The sequence below is a fragment of the Spongiactinospora rosea genome, from assembly GCF_003315795.1.
GTDB lineage: Bacteria > Actinomycetota > Actinomycetes > Streptosporangiales > Streptosporangiaceae > Spongiactinospora > Spongiactinospora rosea.
Genome location: NZ_QMEY01000014.1, coordinates 156,309 through 174,109 on the forward strand (window position 1 = coordinate 156,309; position 17,801 = coordinate 174,109).

Annotated in this window: 13 protein-coding genes, 1 pseudogene and 3 riboswitches; of the genes and pseudogenes, 6 read left to right on the forward strand and 8 right to left on the reverse strand. The window is 70.2% G+C overall.

Annotated elements, in window-relative coordinates; translation table 11 throughout:
• The first annotated feature begins 51 nt into the window (after positions 1 to 51).
• The 3 genes from DP939_RS28045 to DP939_RS28055 are packed head-to-tail and all read left to right on the forward strand — an operon-like array spanning position 52 to position 3,550.
• Positions 52 to 1,545: an MmgE/PrpD family protein gene (locus DP939_RS28045; protein WP_113983777.1), complete on the forward strand. Its 1,494-nt coding sequence runs from the start codon at positions 52 to 54 to the stop codon at positions 1,543 to 1,545.
• On the forward strand, positions 1,545 to 2,450 hold the full coding sequence (prpB, locus tag DP939_RS28050; RefSeq protein ID WP_113983778.1) for a methylisocitrate lyase: 906 nt from the start codon (positions 1,545 to 1,547) through the stop codon (positions 2,448 to 2,450). The genes DP939_RS28045 and prpB overlap by 1 nt, the downstream gene beginning before the upstream one ends.
• Positions 2,447 to 3,550, forward strand: a complete 1,104-nt coding sequence (locus DP939_RS28055) for a bifunctional 2-methylcitrate synthase/citrate synthase (RefSeq protein ID WP_113983779.1) — start codon at positions 2,447 to 2,449, stop codon at positions 3,548 to 3,550. Before prpB ends, DP939_RS28055 begins: the two co-directional genes overlap by 4 nt.
• Before the next feature lie 26 nt (positions 3,551 to 3,576).
• On the opposite strand, the gene DP939_RS28060 is transcribed toward DP939_RS28055, so the two are convergent.
• Together DP939_RS28060 and metE are read right to left on the reverse strand one after the other, a co-directional pair.
• Entirely contained in the window at positions 3,577 to 3,873 is a 297-nt protein-coding gene (locus DP939_RS28060; RefSeq protein ID WP_147268175.1) for a hypothetical protein, read from the reverse strand.
• Positions 3,874 to 3,942: 69 nt separating this feature from the next.
• Positions 3,943 to 6,243, reverse strand: coding sequence for a 5-methyltetrahydropteroyltriglutamate--homocysteine S-methyltransferase (gene metE / locus DP939_RS28065; RefSeq protein ID WP_113983781.1), 2,301 nt, complete (start codon positions 6,241 to 6,243; stop codon positions 3,943 to 3,945).
• 133 nt (positions 6,244 to 6,376) lie between these two features.
• A riboswitch (cobalamin riboswitch) is annotated at positions 6,377 to 6,583 on the reverse strand.
• A gap of 194 nt (positions 6,584 to 6,777) precedes the next feature.
• Positions 6,778 to 6,977: riboswitch (cobalamin riboswitch) on the forward strand.
• A 128-nt stretch (positions 6,978 to 7,105) separates the two neighbouring features.
• Between metE and DP939_RS28070 the strand changes: the two genes are divergently transcribed.
• A complete protein-coding gene (locus DP939_RS28070) occupies positions 7,106 to 9,472 on the forward strand; it encodes a ribonucleoside-diphosphate reductase subunit alpha (RefSeq protein ID WP_225878541.1) in 2,367 nt (788 codons plus the stop codon).
• Positions 9,472 to 10,467, forward strand: coding sequence for a ribonucleotide-diphosphate reductase subunit beta (locus DP939_RS28075; protein WP_113983782.1), 996 nt, complete (start codon positions 9,472 to 9,474; stop codon positions 10,465 to 10,467). The genes DP939_RS28070 and DP939_RS28075 overlap by 1 nt, the downstream gene beginning before the upstream one ends.
• Positions 10,468 to 10,509: 42 nt before the next feature.
• Here the strand turns inward: DP939_RS28075 and DP939_RS28080 are convergent, their stop codons facing one another.
• From DP939_RS28080 to DP939_RS28100, 5 genes are read right to left on the reverse strand one after another with little or no spacing between them, the layout of a single operon-like run.
• Entirely contained in the window at positions 10,510 to 11,286 is a 777-nt protein-coding gene (locus DP939_RS28080; RefSeq protein WP_113983783.1) for an enoyl-CoA hydratase, read from the reverse strand.
• A complete protein-coding gene (gene mmsB / locus DP939_RS28085; RefSeq protein ID WP_113983784.1) occupies positions 11,283 to 12,161 on the reverse strand; it encodes a 3-hydroxyisobutyrate dehydrogenase in 879 nt (292 codons plus the stop codon). The genes DP939_RS28080 and mmsB overlap by 4 nt, the downstream gene beginning before the upstream one ends.
• Entirely contained in the window at positions 12,158 to 13,174 is a 1,017-nt protein-coding gene (locus tag DP939_RS28090; RefSeq protein ID WP_113983785.1) for an enoyl-CoA hydratase/isomerase family protein, read from the reverse strand. The genes mmsB and DP939_RS28090 overlap by 4 nt, the downstream gene beginning before the upstream one ends.
• Entirely contained in the window at positions 13,174 to 14,313 is a 1,140-nt protein-coding gene (locus DP939_RS28095) for an acyl-CoA dehydrogenase family protein (RefSeq protein WP_113983786.1), read from the reverse strand. Before DP939_RS28095 ends, DP939_RS28090 begins: the two co-directional genes overlap by 1 nt.
• A 5-nt stretch (positions 14,314 to 14,318) precedes the next feature.
• A complete protein-coding gene (locus DP939_RS28100) occupies positions 14,319 to 15,815 on the reverse strand; it encodes a CoA-acylating methylmalonate-semialdehyde dehydrogenase (RefSeq protein WP_113983787.1) in 1,497 nt (498 codons plus the stop codon).
• 152 nt (positions 15,816 to 15,967) lie between these two features.
• Positions 15,968 to 16,139: riboswitch (cobalamin riboswitch) on the reverse strand.
• A 164-nt stretch (positions 16,140 to 16,303) separates the two neighbouring features.
• On the opposite strand from DP939_RS28100, the gene DP939_RS28105 reads away from it, so the two are divergent.
• A complete protein-coding gene (locus DP939_RS28105; RefSeq protein ID WP_113983788.1) occupies positions 16,304 to 16,705 on the forward strand; it encodes a hypothetical protein in 402 nt (133 codons plus the stop codon).
• Between the two features lie 132 nt (positions 16,706 to 16,837).
• Here the strand turns inward: DP939_RS28105 and DP939_RS28110 are convergent.
• Positions 16,838 to 17,740 (reverse strand): annotated as a pseudogene (locus tag DP939_RS28110) (IS3 family transposase); the annotation flags it as partial.
• Between the last annotated feature and the right edge of the window lie 61 nt (positions 17,741 to 17,801).

The window sequence follows — 17,801 nt, forward strand, 5'->3', positions numbered from 1 at the left end:
TGGGCGGCTGTAAAGCTCGGTCGTAGAATCCACGTCTTCGCAAGGAACCAGATGATCACACATTCGGTCAGGGTGAGCCCGAGCGCCGACCGGCTCCCGGTCGCGGACCAACTGGCCTGGAAGCTGGCCGAGGTCGCCGTCCATGCCCCCGCCCCGGAGCCCGAGGTCGCCGAGATGATCGCCAACCGGGTGATCGACAACGCCGGTGTCGCCATCGCGTCGTTGCGGCGCCCACCAGTGGCGGTGGCCAGGGACCAGGCGCTGGCTCACCCGGCTCCTCGCTCCGGCGGCGCGGCCGTTCTCGGCGTTCGCGATTCGGCCGTGTCGCCGGAATGGGCGGCATGGGCCAATGGCGTCGCCGTACGCGAGCTGGACTTCCACGACACCTTCCTGGCCGCCGACTACTCCCACCCCGCCGACAACATCCCGCCGATCCTCGCCGTGGCCCAGCACACCGGACGAACCGGGGCAGAGCTGGCCCGGGCCATCGCCGTGGCCTATGAGATCCAGGTCGCCCTCGTCAGCGGAATCTGCCTGCACGAACACAAGATCGATCATGTCGCCCACCTCGGCCCCTCGGCCGCGGCCGGGATCGGCGCGCTGCTCGGCCTGCCCCAGGAAGTGATCTTCCACGCGATCGGCCAGGCGCTGCACACCACCACGGCGACCCGCCAGTCCCGTAAGGGCGAGATCTCCTCCTGGAAGGCTTACGCCCCGGCCTTCGCCGGGAAGGTCGCCGTCGAGGCCGTGGACCGGGCGATGCGCGGCCAGGGCGCGCCCGCGCCGATCTACGAGGGCGAGGACGGCGTCATCGCCTGGTTGCTGTCCGGGCCGGAGGCGGAGTACCAGGTCACGCTGCCGGAGCCGGGGGAGCCACCACGCGGCGTCATGCGGACCTACACCAAGGCGCATTCGGCCGAGTACCAGGCCCAGGCGCTCATCGACCTTGCCATCGACCTGCGCGGACGCATCGGTGATCCGGTGAACGTGCGCCGGATCACCATCCACACCAGCCACCACACCCACCACGTCATCGGCAGCGGCTCCAACGACCCGCAGAAGTACGACCCGGGCGCGAGCCGGGAGACCCTGGACCACTCCCTGCCCTACATCTTCGCGGTCGCGCTCCAGGACGGCGCCTGGCACCACGCCGGCTCCTACGCCCCCGAACGGGCCGCCCGCCCCGACACCGTCGAACTGTGGCGCAAGATCGGCACGACCGAGGACCCCTCCTGGACCGCCGCCTACCATGACGCGCAGCGCCGCGCCTTCGGCGGCCGGGTGGTGGTCGAACTGGCCGACGGGACCACCATCGAGGAATCGCGTGCGGTCGCCGACGCCCACCCCGACGGCGCGCGTCCCTTCGCCCGCAAGGACTACGTCGCCAAGTTCCGCACGCTGGCCGAGGGCATCGTGACCGAATCCGAGCAGCAGCGCTTCCTGGGCCTGGCCGAACGGCTGACAGACCTGCCGGCGGCCGATGTCGCCGCGCTGAACCTGGACGCGGGACTCGGGTCCGCGCCCACCACCAGGGGGATCTTCTGATGCTGCATTCGCGGAGCACTCCGCAGGCCAAACGCCAGGCCCTTCGCGCCGGGCTGAGCGAAGCCGGCCTGCTCCGGCTGCCCGGGGCCTTCAGCCCGCTGGCCGCCCGCTCCATCGAGCGGGCCGGGTTCGAGGGCGTCTATGTCTCGGGCGCCGTGCTCTCCGCCGACCTGGCCCTGCCCGACGTCGGGCTCACCACCCTCAGCGAGGTCGCCGGGCGGGCCCAGGCCATCGCGCGGGTCACCGAGCTGCCCACCCTCGTGGACGCCGACACCGGGTTCGGCGAGCCGCTGAACACCGCCAGGACCATCCAGATCCTCGAAGACGCCGGTGTGGCCGGATGCCACATCGAGGACCAGGTCAATCCCAAGCGCTGCGGGCACCTGGACGGGAAGACGGTCACGCCACTGCCCGAGGCGCTGCGGCGTCTGCGTGCCGCCGTGAACGCACGCCGCGACCCCTCGTTCGTCATCTGCGCACGCACCGACGTGCGCACCACCGAGGGACTGGATGCCACGATCGAGCGGGCCAAGGCGTTCGCGGACGCGGGAGCCGACCTGATCTTCCCGGAGGCGCTGGCGGGAGCAGCCGAGTTCGAGGCCGTGCGCAAGGCGGTCGAGGTCCCGCTGCTGGCCAACATGACCGAGTTCGGGAAATCCGAACTGCTGCCCGCCGCGACCCTGCGCGACCTCGGGATCAACGTGGTCATCTACCCGGTGACCCTGCTCCGCCTGGCGATGGGCGCGGTCACCGAGGCGTTGCGGGTCATCGAGGCCGATGGCACTCAGGCTGGGCTGGTCGAGCGCATGCAGACCCGGGCCGAGCTGTACGACCTGCTGGATTACTCCGGATACACCGCGTTCGACGAGGACGTGTTCAGCCACGGCTACCAGGAGGAGCGATGACCACGACGATCAGCAAGGGACTGGCCGGAGTGGTGGCCGACACAACCGCGATCTCGATGGTCAACCCCGAGACCAACTCGCTGACCTACCGTGGCTACCCCGTGCAGGAACTGGCCGCCGGTTGCACCTTCGAGCAGGTCGCCTATCTGCTGTGGCACGGCGAGCTGCCCGACGCCGGGCAACTGCGGGCCTTCACGGCGGCCGAGCGCGCCCGCCGTACACTGCCGCGCACCACGCAGGAGGTTTTGGGCAGGCTCCCCGAGGGCTGTCACCCGATGGACGTGCTGCGCACCGCGGTCAGCCAGCTCGGCGCGGAGGATCCCACGGAGGACAGCGCCGACGCCAATCCTGGAGCCGCGCTCGACCTGCTCGCCCGCCTGCCCACGGCGGTCGCCCTGGACCAGCGGCGACGGCACGGGCTGCCGCCGATCCCGCCCGACCCGGCGCTCGGCTTCGCGGCGAACTTCTTCCACATGTGCTTCGGGGAGATCCCCGAGCCCGAGGTGGTGCGCTGCTTCGAGATCTCCCTCATCCTCTACGCCGAGCACAGCTTCAACGCCTCCACCTTCACCGCCCGGGTCGTCACCTCCACCCTGTCGGATCTCTACAGCGCGGTCACCGCCGCCGTCGGCGCGCTGAAAGGGCCGCTGCACGGCGGCGCCAACGAGGCCGTCATGCACATGCTGGCCGAGATCGGCGACCCCGCCGCCGCGCCGGCCTGGCTCGCGCGGGCGCTGGCCGGCAAACGGAAGATCATGGGCTTCGGCCACCGGGTCTACAAGCGCGGCGACTCCCGCGTGCCGACCATGGAAGCCGCTCTGCGCGACCTCGCCCGGCTACGCGGCGCCGATGATCTGATGGAGCTGTACGACGCGCTCGCCGCCGCCATGGCGAAGGCCAAGGGCATCGCCCCCAACCTGGACTATCCGACCGGCCCCGCTTATCACCTGATGGGCTTCGACATCCCCACGTTCACCCCCATCTTCGTGATGTCCCGGATCACCGGCTGGGCGGCGCACATCGCCGAGCAGCTCGCGGCCAACTCCCTGATCAGGCCGCTCAGCTCCTACACCGGCCCCGCGGAGCGACATCTGCGGTGATGTAGGTGGGCCGATGGCCGTCCGGGCTACCCGTCGGCTCGATCCCGCTGGACGTGCGACGCCGAGAGGGCGGCGGTGACGGCACATCCCAGGCAGTCCTGGGCGCATCCGTCGCCCACGGTGTGGCCTGCCCGGACGAGTTCCTCGATCGCGGCCAGGCACGCCTGGGCCTGGTCGAGCTGTAATCGCAGGACCTTGATCCGGCTGGCCTGCGCGCCCGCCTGACGGCGGGCCCCCAGCAGACTTTCGTATTCGTCAAGGCCCATCACCACTATGTCGGTTTCGCCCACCCGAACCGCGTGGGCCTTCGGAGGTCTGCTCATTGTGATCGCCCCTTCGCCGTCGTCCCAGCGGAGAGCAGGGCCCGGCCGGGTGCCGGGCCCTGCGGTGGCTCAGCCCTCCCGGCCTTCGCGGACCTGCCGGGCGGCCGTGGTGAGGTTCCGCAGCGAGTCTCTGACCTCGTCCCAGCCGCGGGTCTTCAGCCCGCAGTCGGGGTTGCCCCACAGCCGGTCGATCGGGATGGCGTCGAGCCCCTTGCGCAGCAGCTCGGTGATCTCGGCCACGCTGGGCACACGCGGGGAGTGGATGTCGTACACGCCCGGCCCGACCTCACGCGGGTAGTCCGCTCCCGCCAGTTCGTACGCCACCTGCATGTGGGAGCGGGCGGCCTCCAGGCTGATCACGTCGGCGTCGAGGGCGTCGATGGCGCCGAGGATCTCGCCGAACTCGGCGTAGCACATGTGGGTGTGGATCTGCGTGTCGTCGCGTACGCCGGAGGTGGCCAGCCGGAACGCCTCGGTCGCCCAGGCCAGATAGGCGGGCCGGTCGGCGGCGCGCAACGGCAGCGTCTCGCGCAGGGCGGGCTCGTCCACCTGGATCACGGCGGTACCGGCCGCCTCTAGATCGCCCACCTCGTCGCGCAGGGCGAGCGCGACCTGGCGGGCGGTTTCGCCGAGCGGCTGGTCGTCACGCACGAAGGACCAGGCCAGCATGGTCACCGGGCCGGTGAGCATGCCCTTGACCGGCCGGCTGGTCTGCGACTGGGCATACGTGGTCCAGCGCAGGGTCATCGGCTCTGGGCGGGAGATGTCGCCGGCCAGGATCGGCGGGCGGACGTAGCGCGTGCCGTAGGACTGGACCCAGCCATGTTGCGTGGCCACGTATCCGGCGAGCTGCTCGGCGAAGTACTGCACCATGTCGTTGCGCTCGGGTTCGCCGTGCACCAGGACGTCGAGCCCCGCCTCTTCCTGGAAGGCGAGGACATCTCGGATCTCCGCCGCGATGCGCTCATCGTAGGCGGCCTGGTCGATCCGGCCCGCGCGCAGGTCGGCGCGGGCGACCCGCAGCTCGTTGGTCTGCGGGAAGGAGCCGATGGTCGTGGTGGGCAGGAGCGGCAGCTTGAGCCGGGCCCGCTGCACCGCGGCCCGCCCGGCGTACGCGTGCGTACGGCGGGCGTCGGCGTCGGTGACGGCCGCTACCCGTGCGCGGACCTCGGGGTCGCGGGTCAACGCCGATTCGGCGCGCGACCGCAAGGCGGCCTTGTTGTCGGCGCTGAGGTCGGCGATGGCGGTCGTCCCCTGGGTGATCCCCTGGGTCAGGGTGACGATCTCGGCGGTCTTCTGCCGGGCGAAGGCGAGCCAGCGCTCAACCTCCGGATCGAGGTCGGTCTCCAGTGCGACGTCATAGGGAACGTGCAGGAGGGAGCACGAGGCGGCGACGTCTACCCGATCGGCCAGGCCGAGCAACGTCGCCAGGGTCGCCAGGGACCGCTCGAAGTCGTTGATCCAGATGTTGCGCCCGTCCACGACTCCGGCGACCAGCCGCTTGCCGGGCAGGCCGCCGATGGAGGCCAGGTCGTCCAGGTTGGCCGACGCCTGTCCGGTGAAGTCGAGTCCGAGCCCGTCGATGGGGGCGGCGGCCAGCACGGGAAGGGCGTCACCGAGCCGGTCGAAGTAGCCGGCGACCAGGATCTTGGGACGGTCGGCGAGACCCCCCAGGTGCCGGTAGGCGCCCGCGAGGGCGTCGAGCACCTCCTGCGGCTGATCCTGGGCGAAGGCCGGCTCGTCGAGCTGGACCCACTCGGCGCCGACCGCGCGCAAGGAGGTGAGGATCTCGGCGTAGACGGGGAGCAGCTCGTCCAGCAGCGAGAGCGGGTCGAAGTCGGCCGCCACCCCGGGGGCCGGTTTGGCCAGCAGCAGGTAGGTGACCGGGCCGACCAGTACGGGGCGGGCGTTGTGCCCCTGGACCAGCGCGTCCTCCAGTTCGGTGAGCTGCTTTTCGGGGTTGGCGGCGAATACGGTGGACGGGCCGAGTTCAGGGACCAGGTAGTGGTAGTTCGTGTCGAACCACTTGGTCATCTCCAGGGGGGCGACCTCCTGGGTGCCCCGGGCCATGGCGAAGTAGCCGTCGAGCGCGTCGGCCTCGACCGCGGCACGGTGCCGCTCGGGGATGGCGCCCACCATGACGGTGGTGTCCAGCACATGGTCATAGAGCGAGAAGTCGCCGGAGGGCACCTCGCCGAGTCCGGCCGCGGTGAGTTCGCTCCAGGTGGCACGGCGCAGCCGCAGGGCCGTCGAGCGCAGTTCGTCGGCGCCGACCCTGCCCGCCCAGTATCCCTCGATGGCCTTCTTCAGTTCGCGGCCGGCTCCCTGGCGCGGGTAGCCGTAGACGGTCGCGAGCGAACGCTCGGTCACGAAACTCTCCTTCGCGAGTCACGGAAGACATCCGATGGCGCTCGAACGAAGGCACGGCCGCAGCGCGGGCACGTGTGGCCTGCCCGGCTGCTCCTCCGACCCGCCCTCGAGGCCGTTGACGTCGCCGCGCGCGGACGCGCGCGGGCAGTGGGCAGGTCTTCGGACTCGCGGGCGTCTCGCACGTTCCTACTGGCCGTCGCTTCCCCGGGTGTCGAGCCCGAGTGCAGATGACGGCGGTCGTTCCCACTCACCGCTGCGGGGCAGTCCCGGATTTCCACCGGGTTCCCTCTTGCGACACCCCACCTGGCCGGTAGGGCGAACCGACTGCGTTCACACAATAAGGCCAACCGGCCGCCGGGAGAACAGCGCGCCATCAGAGCGGCGCCCGGCCATGCCGCGGGGCCGATCCCCTCGGCGCCGCCCGCTTCGACCGGCTTCGCCGTCCGCTACCGGGCCGGCCCGGCCTCGGCGCCTTGTGCGACCCATCACAACACGAGATGTTGGGTGTGACTTTTTGATCCCTTCTATATATGGTGTTCTTGCAGCCGGTCCGGCCGCCCGGCCAGGGTGGTCGGGGCAAGAGGGAACCCGGTGGAAATCCGGGACTGCCCCGCAGCGGTGAGTGGGAACGACCGCCGTCAATCGCACTGGGCCATGGGTCTGGGAAGCGACGGCCAGTAGGCGTCACGAGCATGCCCACGAGTCCGAAGACCTGCCGGCCGCGCCGTACGCGGCCGATCGTGTACGGCTGCTCCGAGGCCGCGCGGGACGGCCGACGGTACCGGCGCGAGGCTGTACGCGCCCCTGCCGGCGCCTCCTGCGCGTGTTCTCGAGACCTGGCCGAGTTCGCGAGGAGAGAGCTGTGACGGTCACCGAAGACCTGCCGGCGGGAGAGGCGCCCGCGCCGCGTCGGACGCAGATGCACGTCCGCAAGCGCAACGGCATCGCCGAACCGGTCGATGTCGGCAAGATCGTCCGCGCGGTGGAACGCTGCGCCGGCGATCTGGCCGACATCGACCCGCTGCGGGTGGCCACCAAGACGATCAGCGGGCTGTACGACGGGGCGACCACCGCCGAACTGGACCGGCTGTCGATCCAGACCGCCGCCGAGATGATCGGCGAGGAGCCGCAGTACTCCCGCCTGGCCGCGCGGCTGTTGTCGGCATATATCGGCAAGGAGGTCCGCGGGCAGGGCGTGGCCTCCTTCAGCCAGGCGATCCGGCTGGGACACGCCGAGGGCCTGATCGGCGACCGCACCGCCGAGTTCGTCGAAGTCAACGCTCGCAAGCTGGATGACGCCATCGACCTGGACGCGGACCTGCGCTGGGAGTACTTCGGCCTGCGCACGGTCCATGACCGCTACCTGCTGCGCCACCCGTCCACGCGGCTGGTGGTGGAGACGGCGCAGTACTGGCTGCTTCGGGTGGCGTGCGGGCTGGCCGAGACGCCCGCCGAGGCGATCGGCTTCTACCGGCTCATGTCGTCGCTGGCCTACCTGCCGAGTTCCCCGACGCTGTTCAACTCCGGCACCCGGCACACCCAGATGTCCTCCTGCTATCTGGTCGACTCGCCCCGCGACGAGCTGGGCTCGATCTACGAGCGGTACGCCCAGGTGGCGCAACTGTCGAAGTTCGCCGGTGGGATCGGCATCTCCTGGTCGCGGGTGCGTTCGCGCGGCGCGCTGATCCGCGGCACCAACGGGCACTCCAACGGCATCGTCCCGTGGCTGCGCACCCTGGACGCCTCGGTGGCCGCGGTCAACCAGGGCGGCAGGCGCAAGGGCGCGGCCTGTGCCTATCTGGAACCCTGGCACCCGGACATCGAGGAATTCCTGGAGCTGCGCGACAACACCGGCGAGGACGCCCGCCGTACGCACAATTTGAACCTGGCCAACTGGATTCCCGACGAGTTCATGCGCCGGGTGGAATCCGATGGCATGTGGTCGCTGTTCGACCCCAGCGAGCTGCCGGAACTGCCCGACCTGTGGGGCGAGGCGTTCGAGGCGGCCTACCGCGCGGCCGAGGAGGCCGGCCGGTACGTCCGCCAGATCAAGGCCCGCGACCTGTACGCCAAGATGATGCGCACCCTGGCCCAGACCGGCAACGGCTGGATGACCTTCAAGGACGCCGCCAACCGGCTGTGCAACCAGGCGGCCGAGCCGGGCAACGTGGTCCACCTGTCCAACCTGTGCACCGAGATCATCGAGGTGTCCAGCGACGATGAGACCGCGGTCTGCAACCTCGGCTCGATCAACCTCGCGGCACACCTGGCCGGGCAGGGCATCGACTGGGAACGGCTGCGCGCCACCGTGCGCACCGCGGTCACCTTCCTGGACCGGGTGATCGACATCAACTACTACCCGACCCCGCAGGCCGCGGCGAGCAACCCGCGCTGGCGTCCGGTCGGCCTGGGCGTGATGGGCATGCAGGACGTGTTCTTCAAGCTGCGGCTGCCGTTCGACTCCGCCGAGGCCAGGGAACTGTCCACCCGGATCTCTGAGGAGATCTACCTGTCCGCGCTGGAGACCTCCGCCGGACTGGCCGAACGGTTCGGCGCGCACCCCGCCTACGACCAGACGTGGGCGGCGCGCGGCAAGCTCCAGCACGACCTGTGGGGCGTGGAGGGCACCCAGGCCGGGCGCTGGGCCGCCGTGCGCGAGCGGATCGCCGCCCACGGCCTGCGCAACTCCCTGCTGATCGCCATCGCGCCGACCGCCACCATCGCCTCCATCGCCGGATGTTACGAGTGCGTCGAGCCGCAGGTGTCCAACCTGTTCAAGCGCGAGACCCTGAGCGGGGAGTTCCTGCAGATCAACAACGCCCTGGTGGCCGAGCTGAAGGCGCGCGGGCTGTGGATCGAGCGCGTGCGGGCCGCCATCCGGCAGGCCGAGGGGTCGGTGCAGGGCATCGCCGAACTGCCCGGCGACGTGCGGCGGTTGTTCCGCACCGCCTGGGAGCTGCCGCAACGCGCGCTGATCGACATGGCCGCGGCGCGCTCGCCGTACATCGACCAGAGCCAGTCGCTCAACCTGTTCTTGAGCGCACCGACGATCGACAAGCTCTCCTCGATGTACCTGTACGCCTGGAAGTCCGGCCTGAAGACCACCTACTACCTGCGCTCCCGCCCCGCCACCCGCATCCAGCAGGCCACCGTCCCCGTCGCGGACAAGCCCGATGAGGTCGTTGCCTGCTCCCTGGAGAACCCCGAATCCTGTGAGGCGTGCCAGTGATGCTGCTCGACCCGGGCATGAGCCTGACCCTGCGCCCGATGCGCTACCCGCTGTTCTTCGAGCGCTACCGTGACGCGATCAAGAACACCTGGACCGTGGAGGAGGTCGACCTGCACTCCGACCTCGCCGACCTGTCCAAGTTGTCGCCCGCCGAGCGCCACCTGATCGGTCGCCTGGTCGCGTTCTTCGCCACCGGCGACACCATCGTGGCCAACAACCTGGTGCTCAACCTCTACCAGCACGTCAACGCGCCCGAAGCGCGGCTCTACCTGAGCAGGCAGCTGTTCGAGGAAGCCGTGCACGTGCAGTTCTACCTGAACCTGCTGGACACCTACGTGCCCGACGAGCAGGAGCGGTTCGAGGCGTTCGCGGCAGTGGAGAACATCCCCTCGATCCGGCGCAAGGCGGAGTTCTGCTTCAGGTGGATCGACTCGCTCGGTGATCTGAAGGAGCTGAACACCCGCGAGGACCGCAAGACCTTCCTGCTCAACCTGATCTGCTTCGCCGCCTGCATCGAGGGATTGTTCTTCTACGGTGCCTTCGCCTACGTCTACTTCCTGCGCTCGCGCGGGCTGCTGAACGGGCTGGCGTCCGGCACGAACTGGGTCTTCCGGGATGAGTCCATGCACATGGCCTTCGCCTTCGACGTGGTCGCCGTGGCGCGCAAGGAGGAGCCGGACCTGTTCGACGACGAGCTTGCCGCTCAGGTCAGGGAGATGCTGACCGAGGCGGTGGACTGCGAGGCGCAGTTCGCCGAAGACCTGCTGGGCCAGGGCGTGCCGGGGATGTCGATCGCGGACATGCGCGCGTACCTGGAACACGTCGCCGACCGGCGGCTGGCCCAGCTCGGCATCGAGCCGCTGTACGGGGCCAAGAACCCGTTCGCCTTCATGGAACTCCAGGACGTGCAGGAGCTGGCCAACTTCTTCGAGCGCCGGGTTTCGGCCTACCAGGTGGGCGTGACCGGCTCGGTCAGCTTCGACGCGGACTTCTGACCTGGTGGCCGTTCCCGGCCGGTCGGCCGGGAACGGCCGGGCTCAGCGGTTGACGAACGTCGCGGCGCGCTTCTCGGTGAAGGCCGCCATGCCCTCCTTCTGGTCGGCGGTGGCGAAGGTGGCGTGGAAGAGCCGCCGCTCGAAGCGCACGCCTTCGGCCAGGGTGGTCTCGAAGGCCCGGTTGACGCTCTCCTTGGCCATCATCGCGATGGGCGTGGACATGCCGGCGACGGTCTCGGCCACCGCCAGCGCCTCGCCGAGCAGGTCGGCCGCCGGGACGACCCTGGACACCAGGCCCGCCCGTTCGGCTTCTTCGGCGTCCATGGTCCGGCCGGTCAGGCACATCTCCATCGCCTTGGCCTTGCCGACCGCGCGGGTCAGCCGCTGGGAGCCGCCGATGCCCGGGATGACCCCCAGCTTGATCTCCGGCTGGCCGAAGACCGCGGTGTCGGCGGCCAGCACGATGTCGCAGAGCATCGCCAGCTCGCAGCCGCCGCCCAGGGCATACCCGGACACCGCCGCGACGGTGGGTTTGCGGATCTGGCCGAGCCGGTCCCAGGCGGCGAACCAGTCGCTGAGGTAGACGTCCATGTAGTCGTTGGGCTGCATCTCCTTGATGTCGGCCCCGGCGGCGAACGCCCGCTCGGAGCCGGTGATCACCAGGCAACCGATCTCCGGGTCGCGGTCGAAGTCCGCCGCCGCGGCGGTGACCTCGCCCATGAGCCGGAGGTTGAGCGCGTTGAGCGCCTTGGGCCGGTTCAGCGTGATGAGGCCGACCCGGTTCTTGGTCTCGGTGAGGATCGTTTCGTACCTGGTCATGAGCGTTCCCTGATCGAATTGATGACGGCGGAGAAGTCCTGCCCGGCCCCGTCGCCTTCGGCGAAGGCGGCGTAGATCTCCGCCGCGCGAAGGCCGATCTCCGCCGCGACGCCGTGCGCGCGTACGGCGTTGGCGGCCAGGCCGAGGTCCTTGGCCATGAGCGCCCCGGCGAATCCCGGGCGATAGCCGTTGCCGGCGGGGCTGCCCGGCACCGGACCCGGCACCGGGCAGTTGACGGTCAATGCCCAGCACTGCCCGGAGGCGGCCGAGGCCACGTCGAACAGCGCCTGGTGGGGCAATCCCAGCCGCTCGCCCAGGACGAACGCCTCGCTGACGGCGATCATCGAGGCGCCCAGGATCATGTTGTTGCAGATCTTCGCCGCCTGCCCGGCTCCGGGCCCGCCGCAGTGAACGACCCTGCGCCCCATGGCGGACAACACCGGCTCGGCGGCGGCGAAGTCGGCGTCGGCCGCGCCCACCATGAAGGTCAGCGTCGCCGCGGTCGCTCCCATCACGCCGCCGGAGACGGGTGCGTCGAGGGCCCGATGCCCGGCGTCGGCCACCGAGCGCGCGGCGGCGCGCGCGTCGGCCACGTCGATGGTGGAGCAGTCGGCGAACAACGTGTCCGCCCGCGTCGTGGGCGCGATGTCCGCATAGCAGTCAAGGACGTGCCGTCCGGTGGGCAGCATGGTGATGACCAGGTCGGCGTCACCGGCCGCGTCGGCCGCCGAACGCGCCGCCCGCACACCCGACGCCGCCGCGCGTTCCAGCGCCGCTTCGTCCAGGTCGAAACCATGCACGTCGTGTCCGGCCTTGACAAGATTGGCGGCCATGGGGCCGCCCATGTTCCCCAGGCCGATGAAGGCGATCGTCATGACAGCTCCAGCTCCTGACCTTCGAGAGGGGCGAAGAACGCCTCGACCTCCTCGGCCGAGGCGGGTGCCGCCCAGCGCGGCGCGCGGTCCTTGTCGATGACCTGGGCGCGGATGCCCTCCTCCAGATCCGGGTGACGCCACGCCCGGCAGGAGACCCGGTACTCCTGGCGGAGCACTTCCGAAAGCGTGCTCAGAAGTCTCGCCCGGCGGATCGCGGCGAGGGCCACTCGCAGGGCCGTGGGGGAGTTGCCGCCGATCCGCTCGGCCGCCTCCCTGGCCGCGCTCTCGCCGGCCTCCAGCAGGCGTTCCACGATCTCCGGCACGCTTTCGGCCGCGTAGCAGGCGTCGATCCAGGGACGCTCTCCGGTGAGAGCCGCGGCCGGGGCCTCGTGGGCGTACACCGCCACCGCGGCGTTCACCCCGCGCTCCGCCACGGCGTCGCAGAAGGCCGTCAGCTCCGCCGCGGGCACGTAATGGTCGGCCAGCCCGCAGGCGATGGCGTCGCCCGCGCCGATCGACGCCCCGGTCAGCGCCAGATGCAGGCCGATCTCACCGGGGGCGCGCGACAGCAGGTAGGTGCCGCCCACGTCGGGGATCAGGCCGATGCCGGTCTCGGGCATGGCCAGCCTGGTGCGTTCGGTGACGATCCGGACATCGCCGTGCGCCGACACCCCGACGCCGCCGCCCATCACCAGGCCGTCCATGATCGCGACGTACGGCTTGCCGTACCGGGCGATGTGCGCGTTGAGCCGGTACTCATCCCGCCAGAACGCGGGCGTGGCCGCGCCACCCTGCCGGATGTCGTGGTAGATGGAACGGATGTCGCCTCCGGCGCACAGCCCGCGTTCACCCGCGCCGCTGATGAGCACGGCCTCGATGGTCTCGTCGTCCTCCCACTCCCGCAGCGCGACTTCGAGGTGGCGGACCATGTCGTGGGTGAGGGCGTTGAGCGCCTTCGGCCGGTTGAGGAGGATCTGGCCGATCTGCCCGGAGCGGGTGGTCTGGACGTCCATCAGGCGGCCCCGGTCAGGCCGCGGGCGACGATGACGCGCATGATCTCATTGGTCCCTTCGAGGATCTGGTGCACCCGCAGATCGCGCACGATCTTCTCGATGCCGTATTCGGTGAGGTAGCCGTAACCGCCGTGCAGTTGCAGCGCGCGGTCGGCCACGGCGAACCCGGTGTCGGTGACGAAGCGCTTGGCCATCGCGCACAGTTCGACCGCCTGGGGATCGCCCTCGTCCAGCGCCGTGGCGGCCCGCCACAGCAGGGCACGGGCTGCCTCCAGTTCGGTGGCCATGTCGGCCAGGCGGAACTGGAGGCCCTGAGCGCGCGAGAGCGGCGCGCCGAAGGCGTGCCGGTCCGCCAGGTAGGCGGTGGTGGCGTCCAGGGCGGCCCGCGCGCCGCCGAGGGAACAGGCCGCGATGCCGAGCCTGCCACCGTTGAGGCCGTTCATCGCGATCCGGAAGCCGTTGCCCTCCCCGCCGAGCAGCCGGTCGGCGGGCAGCCGGACACCGTCGAGGATGACCTGCCGGGTGGGCTGGGCGTTCCAGCCCATCTTCTCCTCGTTGGCGCCGAAGGACAGCCCTGGGTCGTCCCGTTCGACGACGAAGGCGGAGACGCCGCGCGGGCCTGGGGCGCCGGTACGGGCCATGACCACGTACACCTGCGACGCGCCCGCCCCTGAGACGAACTGCTTCACCCCGGAAAGGACGTAGCTGTCGCCGTCGCGCACCGCCTTGGTGGCGAGCGCCGCCGCGTCCGAGCCGGCGCCGGGTTCGGTCAGGCAGTAGCTGGCCAGGGTCCGCATCGAGCACAGGCCGGGCAGCCAGCGCGAACGCTGGGCCTCGTCGCCGTAGTGATCGATCATCCAGGCGACCATGTTGTGGATGGAGACATAACCGGCGATCGAGGGGCAGCCGGTGGCCAGCGTCTCGTAGATGAGTACGCCGTCGCGCCGCGACAGCGCCGAGCCACCGTACTCCTCGGCGACGTACACGCCGCCGAGCCCCAGGTCGGCCGCCTTGGCCAGCACGTCCACCGGAAAGTGCTTGCGGCGGTCCCAGTCGATCGCGTGCGGAGCCAGGTGCTCGCGGGAAAAGTCGCGGACGGCGTCCACGATGGCGAGCTGTTCTTGTGTCAGCGTGGGCATCGGCTTCAGTCCATCGTCGGGATGGTGAAACTGGCGCCCTGCCTGGTCCCCGATGGCCAGCGCGAGGTGACGGTCTTCGTGCGCGTGAAGAACCGGATGGAGTCGGTGCCGAACTGGTTCAGGTCGCCGAACATCGAGCGCTTCCAGCCGCCGAAGGAGTGGTAGGCGACGGGGACGGGGATGGGCACGTTGACGCCCACCATGCCGGTGTCCACCCGGCGGGTGAAGTCGCGCGCGGTGTCGCCGTCGCGGGTGAAGATCGCCACCCCGTTGCCGTATTCGTGCTCGCTCGGCAGCCGCAGGGCCTGCTCGTAGTCATCGGTCCGGACCACGGACAGGACGGGGCCGAATATCTCCTCCCGGTAGATCCGCATGTCCGGGGTGACCCGATCGAACAGCGAAGGGCCGATGAAGAAGCCGCCCGGCTCGGGCGGTGCGGCCGTCCGTCCGTCCACCACCAGTTCGGCGCCCTCGGCCACGCCGATGTCGAGGTAGCCGCGGACCCGTTCCAGGGCGTCTGCTCCGACGAGCGGGCCGAAATCGGCCGCCGGATCGTCGGAACGGCCCACGCGCAACTTCCCGATCCGGTCCACGAGCCGCTCCAGCAGCGCCTCGGCGGTGCCCTCGCCCACCGGCACGGCCACCGAGATGGCCATGCACCGCTCGCCCGCCGAACCGTACCCGGCTCCGACCAGCGCGTCGGCCGCCTGGTCCAGATCGGCGTCCGGCATGACGATCAGGTGGTTCTTCGCGCCGCCGAAGCACTGGGCGCGTTTACCGTGGCTCGTCGCGGTCGTGTAGACCTGCTCGGCGACGGCGGTGGAGCCGACGAAACACGCCGCGGCCACGCGCGGGTCGGTGAGCAGGGTCCGCACCGTGTCCTTGGCGCCGTGGACGACGTTCAGCACGCCGGGTGGGAGGCCGGCTTCGGCGAACAGCTCGGCCAGCCGTACCGGCACCGACGGGTCGCGCTCGGAGGGCTTGAGCACGAAGGCATTGCCGCAGGCGATGGCGGGTGCCGCCTGCCACAGCGGGATCATGGCCGGGAAGTTGAACGGCGTGATCCCCGCGACGACGCCCAGCGGCTGCCGCATCGAGTACACATCGATGCCGCCGCCCGCGTTGTCGGTGAACTCGCCCTTGAGCAGGTGGGGGATGCCGGCGGCGAACTCGACCACCTCCAGGCCGCGCTGGAGGTCGCCGTGGGCGTCGGCGATGGTCTTGCCGTGCTCGGCGGAGAGCAGCCGGGCCAGGGACTCGCGCTCGGCCTGCGCCAGCCGGAGGAATTCCAGCAGTACGCGCGCGCGGCGCTGCGGGTTCCAGGACGCCCAGCCGGGCTGGGCCGCGGTGGCATCGGCGATCGCCGCCCTGGCCTCCTCTGCGGATGCCAGCGGGACTCTCGCCTGGACCTGGCCGGTGTTGGGGTCGTGTACCTCACCGTAGGCTCCCGAAGAGCCGGAGAGGTGTTCGCCGCCGATGAAGTGGGTCAACTCGCGGATCATGCATGCCTGCTTTCACCAGGTGGATCCGAGGACGGGCACGCGGGATGAGCGTGCGGGCGACGGGTCAGCGGCTGATCGCCGCCGTCATGGTCGGATCACCTGGGTCGCGGGCGCGTTCCGATGCCATGCGTGTTCGCTCCATCCTCGTGGACAACACTGCCTGACCCGCGGCCGGTATCCTGACTCCCGGATCAGCGCACGTCATCCGGCCTTCCCGGCTGTCGCCAGTGGCACTGTCGAGCGATGACGCACATCCCCGGTCACAGTGGCGGGACCGTGCCGGATTCACACCGGCTTCCCTGCACCGCGGGCGTTCACTGCTGAAAATATAGTTGGACGTCCTAGTAAGTCCAGTCCCTCGGTGGGCCGCTTGCGGGGCGCGCTGTGCTGGTCGGCCGGCAGGACGGCTCGGCAGGACGGCTTATTGCCTGGCCGGACACCGCGACGCCGCCAACAACGCTCCTGAACGACACCATCTGTACCGACCCATGGGAGCACCTGGTCGCGACGCCGAGATCACGGCCATGCGCCGGCAGCATTCCACCCTCCAGCCCGCGGCCGGACTGATCGTCTTCCATACCCGCCTCGGACTGACCATGATCGACCTCATAGAGGGCCTCGGTGAGAGGGCGTCAATCATCGCCCGGCTCATCGACACCGTCTTGGCCGCTGGTGACGGCTACGCGGCGCGGGACCTGCTCGCCCATCAGGCATGCCGCGCAGCGCTCACACCAGCCCAGCAGAACACGCTCAGCGCGGCCATCGAGACGGCCGGCCTGGGCACCGGCGTCATCCCCGAGCCGCTCATGAGTGACCTTCACGCCGCAGTGGAACTGAGCGCGACACGGACCGCAGCGCACTTCGGTACCCGGCTACGCCCGGCTCGTTGATCGCCAGAGCGGGATGGCCGGTGCGACGCGCTGCCGCTCGGGCTGCCGCACGAGGAGTTCGCGCGGGCGGTCAACGTGCTGACCGTCAAGAACGGGCCTTCCCCCACGGAAGTGGACACGCGTTGGGGTGTGTCATGCAGCCAGGGACACCCTAGCTGATCTTTCCTCGTGTAGACGTTCGTAGGCAGTCGGGCTGAGCTGCCCGTTGGCCGAGTGCCTCCTTCGGGTGTTGTACCGGGTGAGCCAGCGAAAGACCGTGCGGCGGCAGGTGGCGGCATCGCCGTAGTGGCGCTCGCCCTGGAGCGTCTCTCGTTTGAGGGAGGCGTGGAAGCTCTCGCAGGCGGCGTTGTCGGCGCTGGTTCCGACGGCTCCCATGGACTGGGTGACACCCAGCGCGTGGCAGAGGACGGCGTAGTCCTTGGAGGTGTACTGCGCTCCATGATCGCTGTGGAAGATCGAGTCGGTCAGGCCACCGCGGGTCGCCGCAGCCATCCTCAGTGCGTCGGCGACCAAGTCGGTGCGCATGTGGTCGGCGATCGACCAGCCCACCAGCCGGCGGCTGAAGCAGTCCAGGACAGTCGCCAGGTAGAGAAACTCCCCGTCGCCGAGGGGCAGGTAGGTGATGTCGCCCAAGTACTTACAGCCCGGCTCGGTAGCGGTGAAATCCCGCTTGAACAGGTCCGGCACCGGCGTGGCCGACGGCTCGAGGATGGTGGTGCGTACGCGCCGACGCAGACGCAGCCCAACGATGGCGAACTTCCGCATCACCCGCGCGACACGTTTCTCGTTGATCGTCATACCCTGCTCGCGCAGTTCGGCGGTGATCCGCGGTGATCCGTAGGTGCCGTCGAGGTCGGCGTGGACCGTCCGGATCTGTTCGGCCAGCGCCTGGTCGGCGGCCTCGCGGGCGGCGCGGGCCTGGGCGCCGTCGCGCCACTTGTGGTAGCTGGCCCGATTCAGGCCAAGCACCTGGCACAACCGCTTCACCCCGAAGGTGTCGGCATGGTCGCAGACGAACTGGAAGCGGTTCACCAGTGCGTAAGGTCGGCCCGGAGCGCGGTGCCGGTCTTGCGACCGGTCCGTTTCTCCGGACCGC